General features: G+C 60.2%; 16 protein-coding genes. All 16 read left to right on the top strand.

Translation table 11 applies throughout. From position 1 onward, the window contains the following. Positions 1 to 76: 76 nt before the first annotated feature. The 16 genes from C266_RS10900 to C266_RS10830 all read left to right on the top strand — a co-directional run bounded on the left by C266_RS10900 (position 77) and on the right by C266_RS10830 (position 13,518). Complete coding sequence (locus C266_RS10900) at positions 77 to 670, top strand: hypothetical protein (RefSeq protein ID WP_010804687.1); 594 nt, start codon at positions 77 to 79, stop codon at positions 668 to 670. Further along, positions 606 to 2,756, top strand: coding sequence for a phage terminase large subunit family protein (locus C266_RS10895; protein ID WP_371257064.1), 2,151 nt, complete (start codon positions 606 to 608; stop codon positions 2,754 to 2,756). The genes C266_RS10900 and C266_RS10895 overlap by 65 nt, the downstream gene beginning before the upstream one ends. Before the next feature lie 25 nt (positions 2,757 to 2,781). Continuing rightward, positions 2,782 to 3,009, top strand: coding sequence for a gpW family protein (locus C266_RS10890; RefSeq protein WP_246831170.1), 228 nt, complete (start codon positions 2,782 to 2,784; stop codon positions 3,007 to 3,009). After that, positions 3,009 to 4,688 carry a phage portal protein gene (locus C266_RS10885; RefSeq protein WP_036662619.1) on the top strand — a complete coding sequence of 560 codons (1,680 nt, stop codon included), beginning with the start codon at positions 3,009 to 3,011 and terminating at the stop codon, positions 4,686 to 4,688. The genes C266_RS10890 and C266_RS10885 overlap by 1 nt, the downstream gene beginning before the upstream one ends. After that, entirely contained in the window at positions 4,685 to 5,563 is an 879-nt protein-coding gene (locus C266_RS10880) for a S49 family peptidase (protein ID WP_010804683.1), read from the top strand. Before C266_RS10885 ends, C266_RS10880 begins: the two co-directional genes overlap by 4 nt. A gap of 28 nt (positions 5,564 to 5,591) precedes the next feature. Then, a complete protein-coding gene (locus C266_RS10875; protein ID WP_010804682.1) occupies positions 5,592 to 6,248 on the top strand; it encodes a hypothetical protein in 657 nt (218 codons plus the stop codon). A 30-nt stretch (positions 6,249 to 6,278) separates the two neighbouring features. Next, a complete protein-coding gene (locus C266_RS10870; protein ID WP_010804681.1) occupies positions 6,279 to 6,926 on the top strand; it encodes a head decoration protein in 648 nt (215 codons plus the stop codon). Positions 6,927 to 6,996: 70 nt separating this feature from the next. Further along, on the top strand, positions 6,997 to 8,034 hold the full coding sequence (locus C266_RS10865; protein ID WP_010804680.1) for a major capsid protein: 1,038 nt from the start codon (positions 6,997 to 6,999) through the stop codon (positions 8,032 to 8,034). Further along, positions 8,035 to 8,367 (top strand): hypothetical protein, encoded by a 333-nt coding sequence (locus C266_RS10860; protein WP_010804679.1) that lies wholly within the window; start codon positions 8,035 to 8,037, stop codon positions 8,365 to 8,367. It abuts the gene before it with no gap. After that, positions 8,364 to 8,927, top strand: coding sequence for a hypothetical protein (locus C266_RS10855; protein WP_036662617.1), 564 nt, complete (start codon positions 8,364 to 8,366; stop codon positions 8,925 to 8,927). The genes C266_RS10860 and C266_RS10855 overlap by 4 nt, the downstream gene beginning before the upstream one ends. 9 nt (positions 8,928 to 8,936) lie before the next feature. Then, positions 8,937 to 9,125: a DUF2635 domain-containing protein gene (locus C266_RS10850; protein WP_010804677.1), complete on the top strand. Its 189-nt coding sequence runs from the start codon at positions 8,937 to 8,939 to the stop codon at positions 9,123 to 9,125. Positions 9,126 to 9,188: 63 nt separating this feature from the next. Beyond that, positions 9,189 to 10,682, top strand: coding sequence for a phage tail sheath subtilisin-like domain-containing protein (locus tag C266_RS10845; RefSeq protein WP_010804676.1), 1,494 nt, complete (start codon positions 9,189 to 9,191; stop codon positions 10,680 to 10,682). A gap of 55 nt (positions 10,683 to 10,737) precedes the next feature. Further along, the gene (locus C266_RS10840; RefSeq protein WP_010804675.1) at positions 10,738 to 11,112 is read left to right on the top strand and encodes a phage tail tube protein; all 375 of its coding nucleotides are present in this window, start codon (positions 10,738 to 10,740) and stop codon (positions 11,110 to 11,112) included. A gap of 2 nt (positions 11,113 to 11,114) precedes the next feature. Beyond that, positions 11,115 to 11,405: a phage tail assembly protein gene (locus C266_RS10835; RefSeq protein WP_010804674.1), complete on the top strand. Its 291-nt coding sequence runs from the start codon at positions 11,115 to 11,117 to the stop codon at positions 11,403 to 11,405. Then, positions 11,405 to 11,527, top strand: a complete 123-nt coding sequence (locus C266_RS27410) for a GpE family phage tail protein (RefSeq protein WP_144265785.1) — start codon at positions 11,405 to 11,407, stop codon at positions 11,525 to 11,527. Before C266_RS10835 ends, C266_RS27410 begins: the two co-directional genes overlap by 1 nt. 53 nt (positions 11,528 to 11,580) lie before the next feature. After that, entirely contained in the window at positions 11,581 to 13,518 is a 1,938-nt protein-coding gene (locus C266_RS10830; protein ID WP_144265784.1) for a transglycosylase SLT domain-containing protein, read from the top strand. Positions 13,519 to 13,555 lie beyond the last annotated feature (37 nt).

The following is a 13,555-nucleotide window of genomic DNA, read 5'->3' as shown; positions in this document are numbered from 1 at the left end:
GGGGCGGGAGCGAAGACTCGCGAATTTCGACCAGCGCTGAGTTTTGAAATTTGGGTAACAGGTAACAGATCCATACATGAATCAAAGCGAGTTCGCGTCACTCCACGGGGTCAGTCGAAAGACGGTCACGAAGTGGAAGGAGCGCGGCTGGCTTGTGTTTGCGGGCGATGACATCGACGTCGACCAGTCGAACGCCCTTCTGAAAAGATATCGCCGTGACGGGATTCCGGCTGTTACCCAAACTGTTACCCAAGCCCCAAAGGGTAACAAACGAAAGACTGTTACCCAGGCGGCCGCCGAGGTAACACTTGAAGCCGGCGAGAGTGCCGGCGACGCGGCGAATCGGATCCTCTCAGGCAACGTTGAGCTACTCAACTTTGATGAGGCGCGCTGCTTCAAGGAAAACTATCTCGGGTTGATGGCTCAGCTCGAGTACGAACGAAAGTCTGGCTCTCTCGTCGAGCTGGATACCGCAACAGCAATCCTCTTCGAGGAGTTCCGGGCGCAGCGCGATGCGTGGCTTAACTGGCCGACCAGGGTAGGGCCGATATTGGCAGCCGATCTGGGCGTCGAGGCCGACCGAGTTGTCGAGGCCCTAACTGCGCATGTCCACAAGCAAATCGCCCAACTCGGCGAACCTGAAGCCAATTTCTCCGAAAGGGAAGGCTGAAAGGTTACGCGCGTCTGTTCGGCGCGGATGGACACCGCCGCCTCGCATTAGCGTGCCGGCATGGGCCGACAAGTACCGCAAGCTCGCGAAGGAAGCTGGGAGCACCTCTGGAAACTGGGAGACGGCGACGGTTGAGGTCGCTCGAGGACCGATGCTCGCGGTGACTGAGCCAGGCGTGCATGTGGTCACGACGATGGTGAGCACCCAGCTCCTTAAGACGGCGTTGCTGGAGAACGTCTTCGGCTATTTTGCACATCTCGACCCTTGCCCAATTCTCCTGCTGCAGCCGAAGGAGGACGCAGCAGAACAGTTCAGCAAGGAGCGAATCAGTCCACTGATCCGCGTGACGCCCGCGCTGCGTGAACTGGTGGGAACGAGCAAAACTCGTAACGCCGACGAGACGCTGTTATTCAAGGCGTTCCCCGGTGGGTTCTTGGCGCTCGCAGGTGCGGGCAGCCCTGACAACCTCGCCCGTCGCCCGGTGCGCGTCATCCTTGCTGACGAGGTCGACAAGTATCCGGTGACTCGCGAAGGCGAGCCCATTGCGTTGGCAGAGGAGCGGACAGCGACTTTCGGTGTCAACTGGCTTTCGATTCGCGCATGCTCGCCGACCGTCGAGGACGAAAGCCGGATCGAGGCGAGCTACAAGGAGTCGGATCAGCGTCGCGCCTCGATTGCATGCCCCCACTGTGGGCACCGCATGTTTCCTGACTTCTTCAAGCACGTTGATTGGGACAAGCGGCGTGATGACAGTGGCAATGTGGTCGAGCACTTTCCGAAGACAGCTCGGATTTCGTGCGAGTCATGCGGACAGATATGGTCGGAAGGTGATCGTCTGCGCGCGCTGCAGACTGTTCGTTGGCATCAAACGAAGCCGTTCGAATGCTGCGGCGCCCGTCACGTACCCCTGGACGACTACGAGCGCGCCTGGCGTGGGCCAGAAGACGCTCGAGAGACAAGGGACGACGCGGCGATCGGACAGGTGTGGGACTGGTGGGAAAGCGACCGTCACGCCGTCTATCGCGCGAAGTGTCCCGAGTGCGGCGAATGGAAGGTAGACAACGAGCACGCTGGATTCCAGGCGAGCAAGCTCTACAGCCCATGGCAGAAGGACAAGCCAGCCGATATTGCCGCGAAGTGGCTGAAGGCCGAAGGCGACGAAGAAAGGAAGCAGACATGGTGGAACACGCAGGCCGGCATGCCATATCGTCCGAACTCGGGCAAGGTCTTGCGCCTGGAGGCGCTCGTCGCACGCGGCGAGCGATGGGCAGCCCAAGTCCCGGACGGCGTGGCGGTTGTCACCGTGGGTGTTGACGTACAGGACTATCGATTTGAGATCGAAGTTGTTGGCTGGGGCAGAAACGAGGAAAGCTGGTCGATCGACTACGAAGTCATCGAAGGTGATCTCGAAACCCCGGGGCCGTGGGAACAGCTCGATGCGTATCTAGATCAGGTCTGGCATCGGGCGGATGGGCGTCCGTTTGAGGCGATGGCGACGTGCATGGACTCTGGTGGCCATCACACGCAGAAGGTCTACGAATTCTCCAAGGCCCGGCTAGGTCGGAAGATATGGGCCATCAAGGGGGAGTCGGCCGTAAGCGGAAAACGCAACCCTGTTTGGCCGGTCAAAAAGCCGTCTCGGCGCACGAAGGCATCGTTCCGACCAGTAATTCTTGGGGTCAATACGGCAAAGGACACGGTACGTAATCGACTCCACATAGAGGAGCCTGGGCCTGGCTTCATGCACTTCCCGGCCGATCGAGACATCGGCTACTTCGAGCAACTCACGTCAGAGCGATCGGTCGTGAAGGTGTCTGGCGGCCAGAAGTATCGAGTGTGGGAGTTGCCGTCGGGACGAGCGAACGAGGCCCTCGATTGCCGCGTGTACGCCTACGGCGCTCTCTGTGGCTTGACGCACCTCGGTCTGAAGCTGAACAAGCGCGCTGATCAGGTGTCAGTGCCGCTGCAATACGATCCGGAACAGCAGGCGTGGTCGCCGGTGCCCTCGGAGGGCGATACCGAGCCGCCCCAGGCGACAACCGCGGTAGCGGCGCCAAGGAAAAAACTCACTAACCGCTTGGCATAGAAAATTCATGGCAATCACAGACGGCATGAGCACCGTCGACATGCAATCGAGGTTGGCCGCACTTCAAGCGGCCTACTTTGATCTGTCGTCGGGTTCGAAGATCGTGACGGCCACCTATAACCAGGGGGACGGAACGAAGTCGGTCACGTATCAGCAGGCCGATTTGATGGGAATTTACCGAAGCATCCTGATGCTGCAAAAGGCACTCGGGATCATCACTCACTATCCGCGCGCCCGTCGGGCACTTTTTTGATGCCATCACTTATCGTCGATTCAACGGGAAAGCCCTTCGGGGATTTGCCTGCCGGCGGACGCGCGCGCGCGGATGATGGGTGGGGCGGCCCCGGCGTTACCCAGCCGCCGTATTCGAGCCTTTTCCCATACGAGGCGTCCAACGTCCAGACGCAAGAGATGGGCCAGTGGTTTCCGCAGATCCGTTCTCCGGATTCGGAAATCAATCAGCATCGCGATCGGATGGTTTCGCGTTCGCGCGACCTGGCTCGAAATGATGGTTGGGCGAACGGCGGGATCACTCGCATTCTCGACAACACGGTAGGTGCACATCTTCGCCTATCTGCCAGTCCCGACTGGCGATTTCTTCGTCGGTTCAACAAGGGCTTCGACGCCCAGTGGGCTGATGAGTTTGGCAAGGCGGTCGAGGCCCTGTGGCGTGGCTACTCCGAGGACTTGGGGCACTACAACGACCTCTCGCGGCAGCTTTCCGTCTCGCAGCAAATGCGGCTCGGACTGCGCCACAAGTTGGTCGACGGCGAAGACTTGTTCATCGCCTATTGGAAGCCAGAGCGCGTCGGGCGAGGGGCGGCGCAGTACGCGACGACGTTCCTTGTTGTCGATCCGGACCGCCTGTCGAACCCGAATCAGATGGTCGACACCAAGTACATGCGTGGTGGCGTCGAGATTGACGATGACGGTGTTCCGGTCGCGTATCACATTCGTAAGGCTCACCAGAACGATTGGTACAACGCCCCAGAATCGATGATTTGGGAGCGGGTCGAACGCGAAGATGAGGATGGCTGGCGCCGTGTGATTCACGATTTCGAGCGCGATCGGGCAGGCCAGAATCGCGGTATCGGCGTGTTCACGCCGGTGCTGGCGCACATGAAGATGCTGGCGCGGTATTACGGCGTGGAGCTTCAAGCGGCCACCGTTGCCACGATCTTCGGGACTTACGTGACCAGTCCCTACGACCCGGCAATGATTGAAGCGGCGATGGACACCGAGAAAGGTGACCAGGAGATGGGGTTCTATCAGGACCTCCGCGCGGATTGGGCGAAGGACCGCCCGGCAATGCTCAACGGCGTGCGCGTTCCAACGCTCGCGCCTGGCGAGGAAATCAAGCAGGTCGCCGCGGCTCATCCCCATGATGGGTTTGAGGACTTCGCACACGAGATGCTTCGGTCGGTCGCGGCGGCGCTGGGTGTCTCGGCGGAGCAGATTACTCAGGATTGGAGCAAGACGAACTATTCCAGTGCTCGTGCGGCACTGCTTGAGAGCTGGAAGACGCTCAGCCGCCGAAACGCGGAGTTCAAGATCGGAACGGCTACACCATTGTTTGCAGCGTGGCTCCGTGAGCCCATGGAACGAGGCGATCTCGACGACGTGCTGCCGCGCAACGCACCCGAGTTTATCGAAGCAGCGACGGCGTATGCGCGCTGCGACTGGCTGGGCGTGGCGCGCGGGTGGGTGGATCCGGTGAAGGAGAAGCAGGGCGCAGTTTTGGGCATGGACGCTGGTCTTTCGACTTTGAAGCGCGAATGCGCAGAGCAAGGTCTGGACTGGGAGGAAGTGCTTGCGCAACGCGCTGTGGAAATCGGCGCGATGAAGCGCTTGGGCATCCCGCTCCCGGAATGGACTGGGGCTGCACCGGCAGAACTAGCAGCAAGACCTGAAGAGGCACCTGAACCACAATGAAAAGCTATCCATTTGCCGCGGCGCGGATCTTCGATGTGCCGATTGCTATTCATCCCGCAAAGGGACAGGTTATTGCCAAAGCGCTTGCCAGCAGATTCGGCATCTCCGATATCGAGTTTGCTGGCGGCGCGCCGGCGGTCATCAAACCGCTGGCTTACGATGAATGGGATGACGGACCAAGCAACTCGAACGAGGAAACACCGTACGACCTCGACCAAGGTGTCGCGATCATCGACATTTCGGGCACGCTCGTACAGAAAAGCAGCAACCTCCGGCCGTACTCAGGGATGCTTGGTTACAACGCCATTCGCCATAACTTTATTGAGGCATTGAACGACAAGAAGGTTAGAGCGATCGCGCTTTCGATTGACTCTCCTGGCGGAGAGGTGGCGGGGTGCTTTGATTTGGCTGATCTGATATACGAGTCGCGCAGCGTTAAGCCGACGCTCGCTATCCTCAGCGAATCGGCGTTCAGTGCCGCATACGCGCTTGCCAGTGCGTGCGAGCAGATCACAGTCCCCCGTACGGGTGGAACCGGTTCGGTTGGCGTGATCTGCATGCACATCGATCAATCCAAAGCAATCGATCGGGCGGGGCTGGCCGTCACCATCATCAAGTACGGAGATCGCAAGGCTGACGGGAATCAATTCAATCCTCTGACAAAAGAGGCGTTGGAGCGCTTTCAGTCCGACGTCGACGAAATGGGTGAGTTGTTCGTCGCCACTGTAGCCCGCAACCGCAATTTGCCAGTGGAAACCGTTCGGAAAACGCAGGCAACAACATTCCTAGGCGCCGCCGGCGTCGAGATCGGCTTCGCCGATGCCGTAATGGCACCGGATGAGGCATTTCGCTCCCTGCTCGCCGAGCTGGGCTAACACTTCCCAACCCCAAGAGGTTACAGGTATGACTATTCGCTCCCTCGCGGCGCGCGGGCTTTCGTTCGCCCATCTCGCCAGCTTTGCGACTCGCGGCGCGCGCGCTGAAGATGACAAACCCGAAGACGAAGACACGAAGCAGGGTCGTCGCGCGGATGACGACAGCCCGGAAGAGCAGGACCGTGACGACGGTAATGGCTCGAAAGGCAAGAAGGGAAAGCGGGCCGAAGACCGAAACGATGACCCGGATGCTGAAGACGACGAAATGGACGATTCCAGCAAAGGGAAGAAGGGCAAGCGTGCCGAAGACGACGCCGACCCCGAGGCAGAAGACGATGACGACACCGATCCCGATGCCGAAGATGACGATGGTGAGATGCGGGGCAAGAGCGCTGTCGCACGCGCTCGCCTGCGTGAACAGGCGCGCTGCGCCGCCATCATGGGTTCGAAGTCAGCGGGCCGTAACGTCGAATTGGCGGCGAATCTCGCTTTCAAAACGCGCATGACTCGACAGGAAGCGTTGGCGGTGTTGCGCAGTTCGCCTGCCGCAAGTACAGCGAATCACTCGCGGGCCGCGCGGAATCCGAATCTCGGCGCAGGCGGCGAAATGCAGCGCAGTTCCGCGCATGCCACCAGTTCGGGGTGGGAGCGTGCGTTTTCGAAGGTCACGGGCAAGCGCGCGTAACCAATTCATCTTCTCAAAGGGTCTCTGATCATGAGTTACGTTTCTCGCTCGCCTCTTGTCGAGGCATGGCATCCCGGTGGCTTCCTGGTCTCGCAACCGCGTGGCCACCGTCATATCGATCGCGGCACCTTCTCCGGTGCGGTCAAAGTGCTTCCCGGCACTGTCATGGGCAAACAGACAGTCGGCACCGTGGCCTCCGCCGCAGCGTTGGGAACGAATGTCGGCAATGGCACGTTCGGGGCAATCACGGTTGGCGCGGCCACGGCAGGTGCCTATACGGTCGAATTCGACGATGCAACCCACTTCGTAGTCTCCGATCCGACAGGAAAAGAGGTCGGCCACGGCACGGCAGGCGCGGCTTTCAACGCTGGCGGACTCGGTTTCACCATCACGGCCGGTGGCACGGCGTTCGCGCCCGGCGACAGCTTCACTGTTTTCGTCGCCGCGGGTGCTGGCAAGTGGGTTCCGTGCACGAAGACGGCTACGGACGGCTCGCAGATTGCTGCTGGCATTTCTTTCGGCTTGGTCGATGCGACGCTCAACGACGCGCCGGGGGCTCTGGTGGTGCGCGACTGTGAAGTGAACAGCTCAGAGCTGGTTTGGGATGCGTCGATGGATGCGCCCGCCCAGGCGGCGGCGCTCGCTCAGCTTCTCGCGCTGAAGATCATCCCGCGCTAACCCCGAAACCTCGACACGAACAGACAGGCCGCCTCCGGGCGGCTTTTTCATTTACGAAGGAGCCGTTCAGATGGCATCTCTTGATATTTTCAACCAGGATCCGTTCTCCACGGTCACGCTGACCGCTGCGGTCGACAAGTATCCGTATCAGCCGCAAGCGCTTGGCGAACTCGAAATCTTCGAGGACGATCCGATTCGCACGACCGCCCTCGTTGTCGAGCAACGGCAAGGCCAATTGGTCGTGATCCCGCTGAGTGAGCGTGGTGAAGAGGGTACGCAACGCACCACCGAGAAGCGTCAAGCGCGCTACTTTGACGTGCCGCGCCTGCGCCACTCCGACACGATCTACGCCAACGAGCTTCAGAATATTCGTGCCTTTGGCACGGAGTCGGAACTGATGCAGGTGCAGGACGAAGTTGCTCGCCGCCTTGCGGGGCCGACCGGCCTGCTGAAGAACATCGAGTACACCTGGGAGTACCAGCGCCTTGCTGCCGTGCAAGGACTGTTCACCGATGCCGACGGCACGGTGCGCTACAACTGGTTTCAGGAGTTCGGCATCACGCCGGCGCCCGAATTCGCTTTCAATCTTGCTGCCGCGGCGCCGAACACTCTGCGCCCGCTTTGCAACCAGATCACCCGGGCAATGGCACGGAAGGCGCAAGGTGCGTTCACGCCGTCTACCAAGGTATTCGCGCTGTGCGGCGATGCGTTTTACGACCAGTTTGTGAATCATCCGGACGTGATTCGTACGTTCGTGAACTGGAGCGACGCTCAGGAAATTCGCGGCGGCAGCGCCGGCGGCGCATTCTCGGCCTTTGAGTTCGGTGGCATCAAGTGGCTGAACTACCGCGGGTCGGACGACAACGCGACCATCAAGATCCCGGACGACAAGGTCAAGTTTTTCCCCGTCGGCGCGCCGGGTGTGTTCCGTCGTGCCTTGGCACCAGGCGAGTCGTTCCAGTGGGTCAACACCCCGGGCAAACCGGTGTACGTGGTGCCGATCATGGATCGCGACCGCAACGAGTGGTGGAAGATGGAAGTGAGTTCCTACCCGCTTCACATCTGCACTCGTCCGGAAGTTCTGTTCAGCGGCCGTTCGGAGGCTTAAATGCCCGTCAATTGGGACGCCGAGGTTCTCGGTCCCTTAGTTGGCGTGTTCGGTGAGCCGGTGCAGTATCGGCCGCGCGCCGGCGCGCCGTTGACGATCAACGGGGTGTTCGATGACGCGTACCAGAAGGAAATGCTCTTCTCGGACGCATCCGTCGAGATGACAACCGTTCAGGCCGTTCTTGGCGTTCAGTTATCGCAGTTTGGCGTGCCGCCAGCCCAGAACGACCAGTTGACGGTCGTTCGCACCGGCGGCGCTTACGTCGTGAAAGACGTTCGAGTCGACAGCCGCGGCGGCGCAAAACTGATCCTGAGCAAGATGGGGGCATCGTGACTACCTCGGCAGACATCCGCACCAAGTTCATCGAGGCCCTAAAGGGCTCGACTGACGCCGGTGATTCCGTGTTTTCCCCCTTTGATTGGCCGACGATGGGTGATGCATACCCGTGTGTCTTGGTGCGTGCGCCGAAGGAGCGGAAGGAGTCACAAGGGCCGTTTCAGCCCGGATACGACGTCTACTCGACCTTGCAGGTGGTCGCTCGGACCATCTCGCCCGCTCAGGTTGGCGATGAGGGTTCGGCGGTTGCTCTGGCTGCGGCCGAGCGACTGAAGGCGCAGATCGAGGTTGCGCTGATCAACAACCCGCTGATCTGGAATGACTCGGAAGGCGGATCGCTCATCGAGCAATTCGCTTCTATCGACTCGGAGATATCCACCTCATCCGAGGGCGACATGCCCATGGCTGAGCTGATCATGCATATCGAGGTCAAGTTCTACCAGGGGCCGGAAGACTTCTTTCCGATTCCGGCGGTGGCGATCGACGAAGTGCAAATCGCCGTATCCGTCCCGGACGGCACGCCGCAACCCGGAATCATCATTCGTCCACAACTCTGAGGAGCGGCGATGTTTATCAAGCCGGCACCTGGGATCAAGCTACGCGATCCCGAAACGAAGCAATTCGTCCCCGAATCCGGACAGGAAGTCGGGGAGTTTGACCTGTATTGGGTGCGCCGTATCAACGACGGCGATGCAATCCGGGTCTCTGAAGTACTGCCCGATGCGCCGTCCGCAAAGCCAGGAAAGAGCGCTTAAAACACCTCAATGAATTGAACAATCAACCCGCTTCGGCGGGTTTTTTGTTTTGGAGAACGCCAAGTGACTGTTCCCTTCAAAACCATTCCGCAGAATCTGCGGGTTCCCCTGTTCCATGCCGAACTCGACAACAGTCAGGCGAACAGCGGTGCATCGACGCAGCGTGCGTTGATCATCGGGCAGATTACATCGGCCGGGACTGGGACGCCGGGCGTTCCGCAAATCTCGCAGGGTGCAACCGAGGCAAAGTCGGTGGGCGGCGCCGGCTCAATGCTCGCGCTCATGACCGCAGCGTACCGTCAAGCCGACCCGTTTGGCGAGGTCTGGTATCTGCCCTTGGCAGACGATGCCAGCGCCGTCGCTGCCTCGGGAAGCATTGCGATCTCGGCACCCCCTACGGCCACCGGTGTGATCTATCTGTACATCGCCGCAGTCAAGGGTACGCCTCCGGTGACCGTAACGGTTACCGCCACGCAAACGGCCGGGCAGATAGCCGCCGCTCTTGCGGCAGCGATCAACGCCCAGTCGGATCTTCCCGTGACCGCGACTGTTGCGACTTCGACGGTGACCGTCACCGCGAAGAACAAAGGGCTGGCCGGCAACGACATCGATATGCGGATCAACTATCGGGGCGCAGCAAGTGGCGAGACGCTGCCGGCGGCCCTTGGGTTGACGATTACGCCGATGGCCGGGGGCGCGGTCAATCCGGCGCTGACGACGGGATTCGCGAACCTCCTCGACCAAGAGTTTGATTTCATCGCGTTCCCCTATACGGATGCGAACTCTCTGGATGCCATGAAGGCATTCCTGAGTTCTACGACCGGCCGATGGAGTTGGAGCAAGCAGATCTATGGCCATGCGTTCGCGGGATATCGAGGGACCCTTGGCGCTCTCACGACGTTCGGCAATACCCGAAACGACGAGCATGTGTCTGTCATGGGGTTCAACGATTCGCCGACACCGGCATGGATTCTTGCTGCCGACTTGGCGGGCACCGTAGCGACATCGGTTCGCGCGGATCCCGCTCGACCGGTACAGACGTTGGCGCTGTCGAGCTTCCTTGCCCCGCCGCTGGCGTCGCGCTTCGCGCTGAGCGACAGAAACACCCTGCTGTGGGACGGAATTTCGACGTTCACCGTCGCAAGCGATGGCACGGTCGCCATCGAAAACCTGATCACCACCTACCAACAGAATAGCTTCGGGCAGCCGGACGACAGCTATCTGGAAGTGGAAACGCTGTTCACTCTGGCCTATGTCCTGCGGGCCCTGCGTTCCGTGGTGACAAGCAAGTACTCGCGAATGAAGCTTGCGGCAGATGGCACGCGATTTGCCCCCGGCTCGTCGATTGTGACGCCGGCCATCATCAAGGCCGATCTGATCGCTCAGTACCAGCAGCTCGAGTATGACGGCTTCGTACAGCAGAGTGCAGTGTTTGCGCAAGGACTCATCGTCCAGCAGAACAGCACGAATCCGAACCGCGTGGACGTGATCTACCCGGCGGTGTTGATCGCGCAGTTGCGCGTGTTCGCATTGCTCATGCAGTTCCGCTTGAGCTAACACAATTGATTCCAGGCGCCTTCGTGGCGCCTTTTTCTTTTTCTGGAGATTCCTCATGGCAGGTAATCCGAATCGCCTTGCCGGCACAGCAAGCATCACTGTCGATGGAACGAATTACCTGCTGGTGGGGGACTTCGAATACAACCCGTCGTCGAAGACGCGGGAGACGCTATCTGGTCAAGACGGGGTTCATGGTTTCAGCGAGAAACCGCGCCCCGGCTCGATCTCTGCCAGCTTGCGCGATGCGGGCAACCTCACCGTCGCCGACCTCAATGCAATGGACAACGTGACGGTCGTCGCTCAACTCGCGAACGGCAAGACGATCATCGGCCGGAACATGTGGACGGTTGAGGATCAGACGGCCAAAGCGACGGATGCAACGATCGAAGTGAAGTGGGAAGGTCCCCAAGTTTCTGAAACGACGAGCTGAATATGAGCCAACCTGACGAAAAGACCCTCAAGCTTCGCAAGCCTGTGAAGCTCGGTAGCGGCGAGAGTGAAGTCATTTACGACAAGCTCGACCTGCGCGAGCCGACCGCTGGTGAACTCGACAAGGCCACGACAACCGGCGGTTCGAACATTGGCATCGGGATCATGCTGATCCATCTTGTTTCTGGACTGCCCAAGTCGGCAGTCGAAAAGCTCAGTCAACGTGATTTCACGGAGGCGAACGAGTATCTGGCGGGTTTTACCGACGATGGCCCGACGGAGTCGCCGACGTAATCGCCGACGTCACCTATTTTTTTCGTTGGGGCCCGCTCGACGCGGAGCGCCTATCGCTTTCAAAGCTGGCTTGGTGGAGAGACCAGGCTAAACGCATTCGACACACCATGGAGGAGGTCTGATGGCTGGTAATGCGTATCAGATCACCATCACGGCAGCCGATAGGGCGTCAGCGGTGGCGAAGAAGATTGAAGCGTCGATGCAGCGGATCACGAAGCCGATTGATCGGGTGACTGCGTCGTCAAAGAAGATGAATGACGCAGCCGCAACCCTTCGCAAGCCGTTCGCGGATGTCGGCCGCTCGCTCAAGGCATTGAGCGACGAAACCGGCGTAACGAAGGTCGCGCGCGGTATCCGTCGCATTGGATATGCCGCCGCGGATGCTGGTCGTAGCCTACTAGGAATTGTTGCGCCGCTCGCGGGTATCGCGGGGCTCGGATCGATCGCTGGGATTGCCCTGATGACGAACGAGTGGGGCAAGATGGGGGCAGAGGTACTGAAGACGTCCGCTGCCATCGGCGTCTCGACTGCGGACCTTCAGGCCTACCGAGGGGCGGCCAAGCTCGCCGGCCTTTCTGCCGACGAGATGACGGGGTCGTTGAAGACGCTCGGCAAGACCATCGAAGATGCGACCTATGGTCGAAATCAAGATGCGTTTGTGATGATGCAGAAGTTCGGCATCAGTCTACATCGCACGAAAGATGGTGCGGTGGATGCGACCCGCGCGCTCAAGGACGTCGCAAACGCGATCGTGAAGCAGAAGGGCAACGTCCAGACGCAGGCGCTGATCGCCGACGTGTTCGGCGTCGGATCGTTGCTGCCCATGCTTCAAAAGGGCGAATCCGGTATCGATGCCTTCGTTAAGAAGGCGAAAGACATGGGGCTCGTCCTGAGTGACGAGCAACTGAAGCGAGCGGCGGCGTACAACGAGCAGATGATCAAGCTCGAGGCGTCCGGCACAAAGCTCAAGTACTCGTTTGGTGAGGCCATGGCACCCGCTCTGGAGCGGACCATCGCAGTCGTGCAGCGCCTGGTGGATCAGTACGGTGCCGTTGCGGCGACCAAGGTCGCGGAGTACGTCGAGCGGTTCGCAAAGTGGCTTGAGCAGGTTGATTGGGAAAAAACTGCCAGCGAGGTATCAGGCTTTGTGGACGCGATAGGGGGCGTAAAAGGCGTCGCAGTCGCACTCGCGGCCATCACATTTGCCGCCCCGATCGCTGGCATCGTCTCCATCATTGGCAATCTCACTTCGCTTGCGACGGTCGCTGTTCCAAGCGCCGTCGCCGCGCTGGGTACCCTCGGCGCCGCCGGCGTTGCTGCGTGGGGAGCCCTGAAATTAGCGAAGGCAGCGGGCCTTCCCGACACGAATTCCGCAAAAGGAGCGAGCGATGTTGCCGCCGGAAATTGGTGGGCAGCGTCGGCCAGCCTGCCGGCCATGAGTTTTCTGGGGGCAGGTTGGGATCGCCTCACTGGGAAATCGAATGCAGACATCGCCGCAGGTCTTCGCCTTCAGTCAGGCACAGGCAAATCGAGCGCGGAATCGGACGCACTTTTTTCGCGGCTTGAGACGCAGTACGGATTGCCGAAAGGGCTCCTCGATAGCGTCTGGGCGCAGGAGTCGGGGCGAGGCACAAACATGCTTTCGTCCGCTGGCGCCAAGGGGCATTTCCAGTTCATGGATGGGACGGCCAAACAGTATGGCCTGGATGACCCATACGACCTGACGAAGTCGGCAACGACAGCGGCGCAGATGTACCGGGACCTTCTCAAGCAGAACGGCGGCGATCTCAGCAAGGCCCTCGCGGGGTACAACTGGGGCCAGGGCAACTTGCAGCGCAAAGGCATGGAGAATGCCCCGCAGGAAACCCGCAATTACGTGGAGCAAGTGCAGGCGCGGATGGGAGGCACGGGGCTATATAGCAACTCACCGCGCATTGCTTCCGCAAACCTGCCGGGACAGTCTCCGTCGCCTGTGACGGCAGATGGTGGGCGGGTACACGTCGACGTTGTGATTCATCAGGATGGACGGCCAGCCACGGCGAAGGTGCGGTCTCAGGGCAATGCCACGGCGACGGCTAAGGTGCAGACGCCCAAAATGGAGGTAGTGGTGTGAGCGTAGCTGACGTGGTGAACGTTGCGGGCAGCATCGG

The sequence above is a fragment of the Pandoraea sp. SD6-2 genome (genome assembly GCF_000389825.1).
Taxonomy (GTDB): domain Bacteria; phylum Pseudomonadota; class Gammaproteobacteria; order Burkholderiales; family Burkholderiaceae; genus Pandoraea; species Pandoraea communis.
This window is presented reverse-complemented; position numbering and strand designations above follow the sequence as displayed.

Coding starts and splice junctions, on each gene's coding strand:
- C266_RS10900 (WP_010804687.1), top strand. CDS start 77: ATGAATCAAAGCGAGTTCGCGTCACTCCACGGGGTCAGTCGAAAGACG.
- C266_RS10895 (WP_371257064.1), top strand. CDS start 606: ATGTCCACAAGCAAATCGCCCAACTCGGCGAACCTGAAGCCAATTTCT.
- C266_RS10890 (WP_246831170.1), top strand. CDS start 2,782: ATGAGCACCGTCGACATGCAATCGAGGTTGGCCGCACTTCAAGCGGCC.
- C266_RS10885 (WP_036662619.1), top strand. CDS start 3,009: ATGCCATCACTTATCGTCGATTCAACGGGAAAGCCCTTCGGGGATTTG.
- C266_RS10880 (WP_010804683.1), top strand. CDS start 4,685: ATGAAAAGCTATCCATTTGCCGCGGCGCGGATCTTCGATGTGCCGATT.
- C266_RS10875 (WP_010804682.1), top strand. CDS start 5,592: ATGACTATTCGCTCCCTCGCGGCGCGCGGGCTTTCGTTCGCCCATCTC.
- C266_RS10870 (WP_010804681.1), top strand. CDS start 6,279: ATGAGTTACGTTTCTCGCTCGCCTCTTGTCGAGGCATGGCATCCCGGT.
- C266_RS10865 (WP_010804680.1), top strand. CDS start 6,997: ATGGCATCTCTTGATATTTTCAACCAGGATCCGTTCTCCACGGTCACG.
- C266_RS10860 (WP_010804679.1), top strand. CDS start 8,035: ATGCCCGTCAATTGGGACGCCGAGGTTCTCGGTCCCTTAGTTGGCGTG.
- C266_RS10850 (WP_010804677.1), top strand. CDS start 8,937: ATGTTTATCAAGCCGGCACCTGGGATCAAGCTACGCGATCCCGAAACG.
- C266_RS10840 (WP_010804675.1), top strand. CDS start 10,738: ATGGCAGGTAATCCGAATCGCCTTGCCGGCACAGCAAGCATCACTGTC.
- C266_RS10835 (WP_010804674.1), top strand. CDS start 11,115: ATGAGCCAACCTGACGAAAAGACCCTCAAGCTTCGCAAGCCTGTGAAG.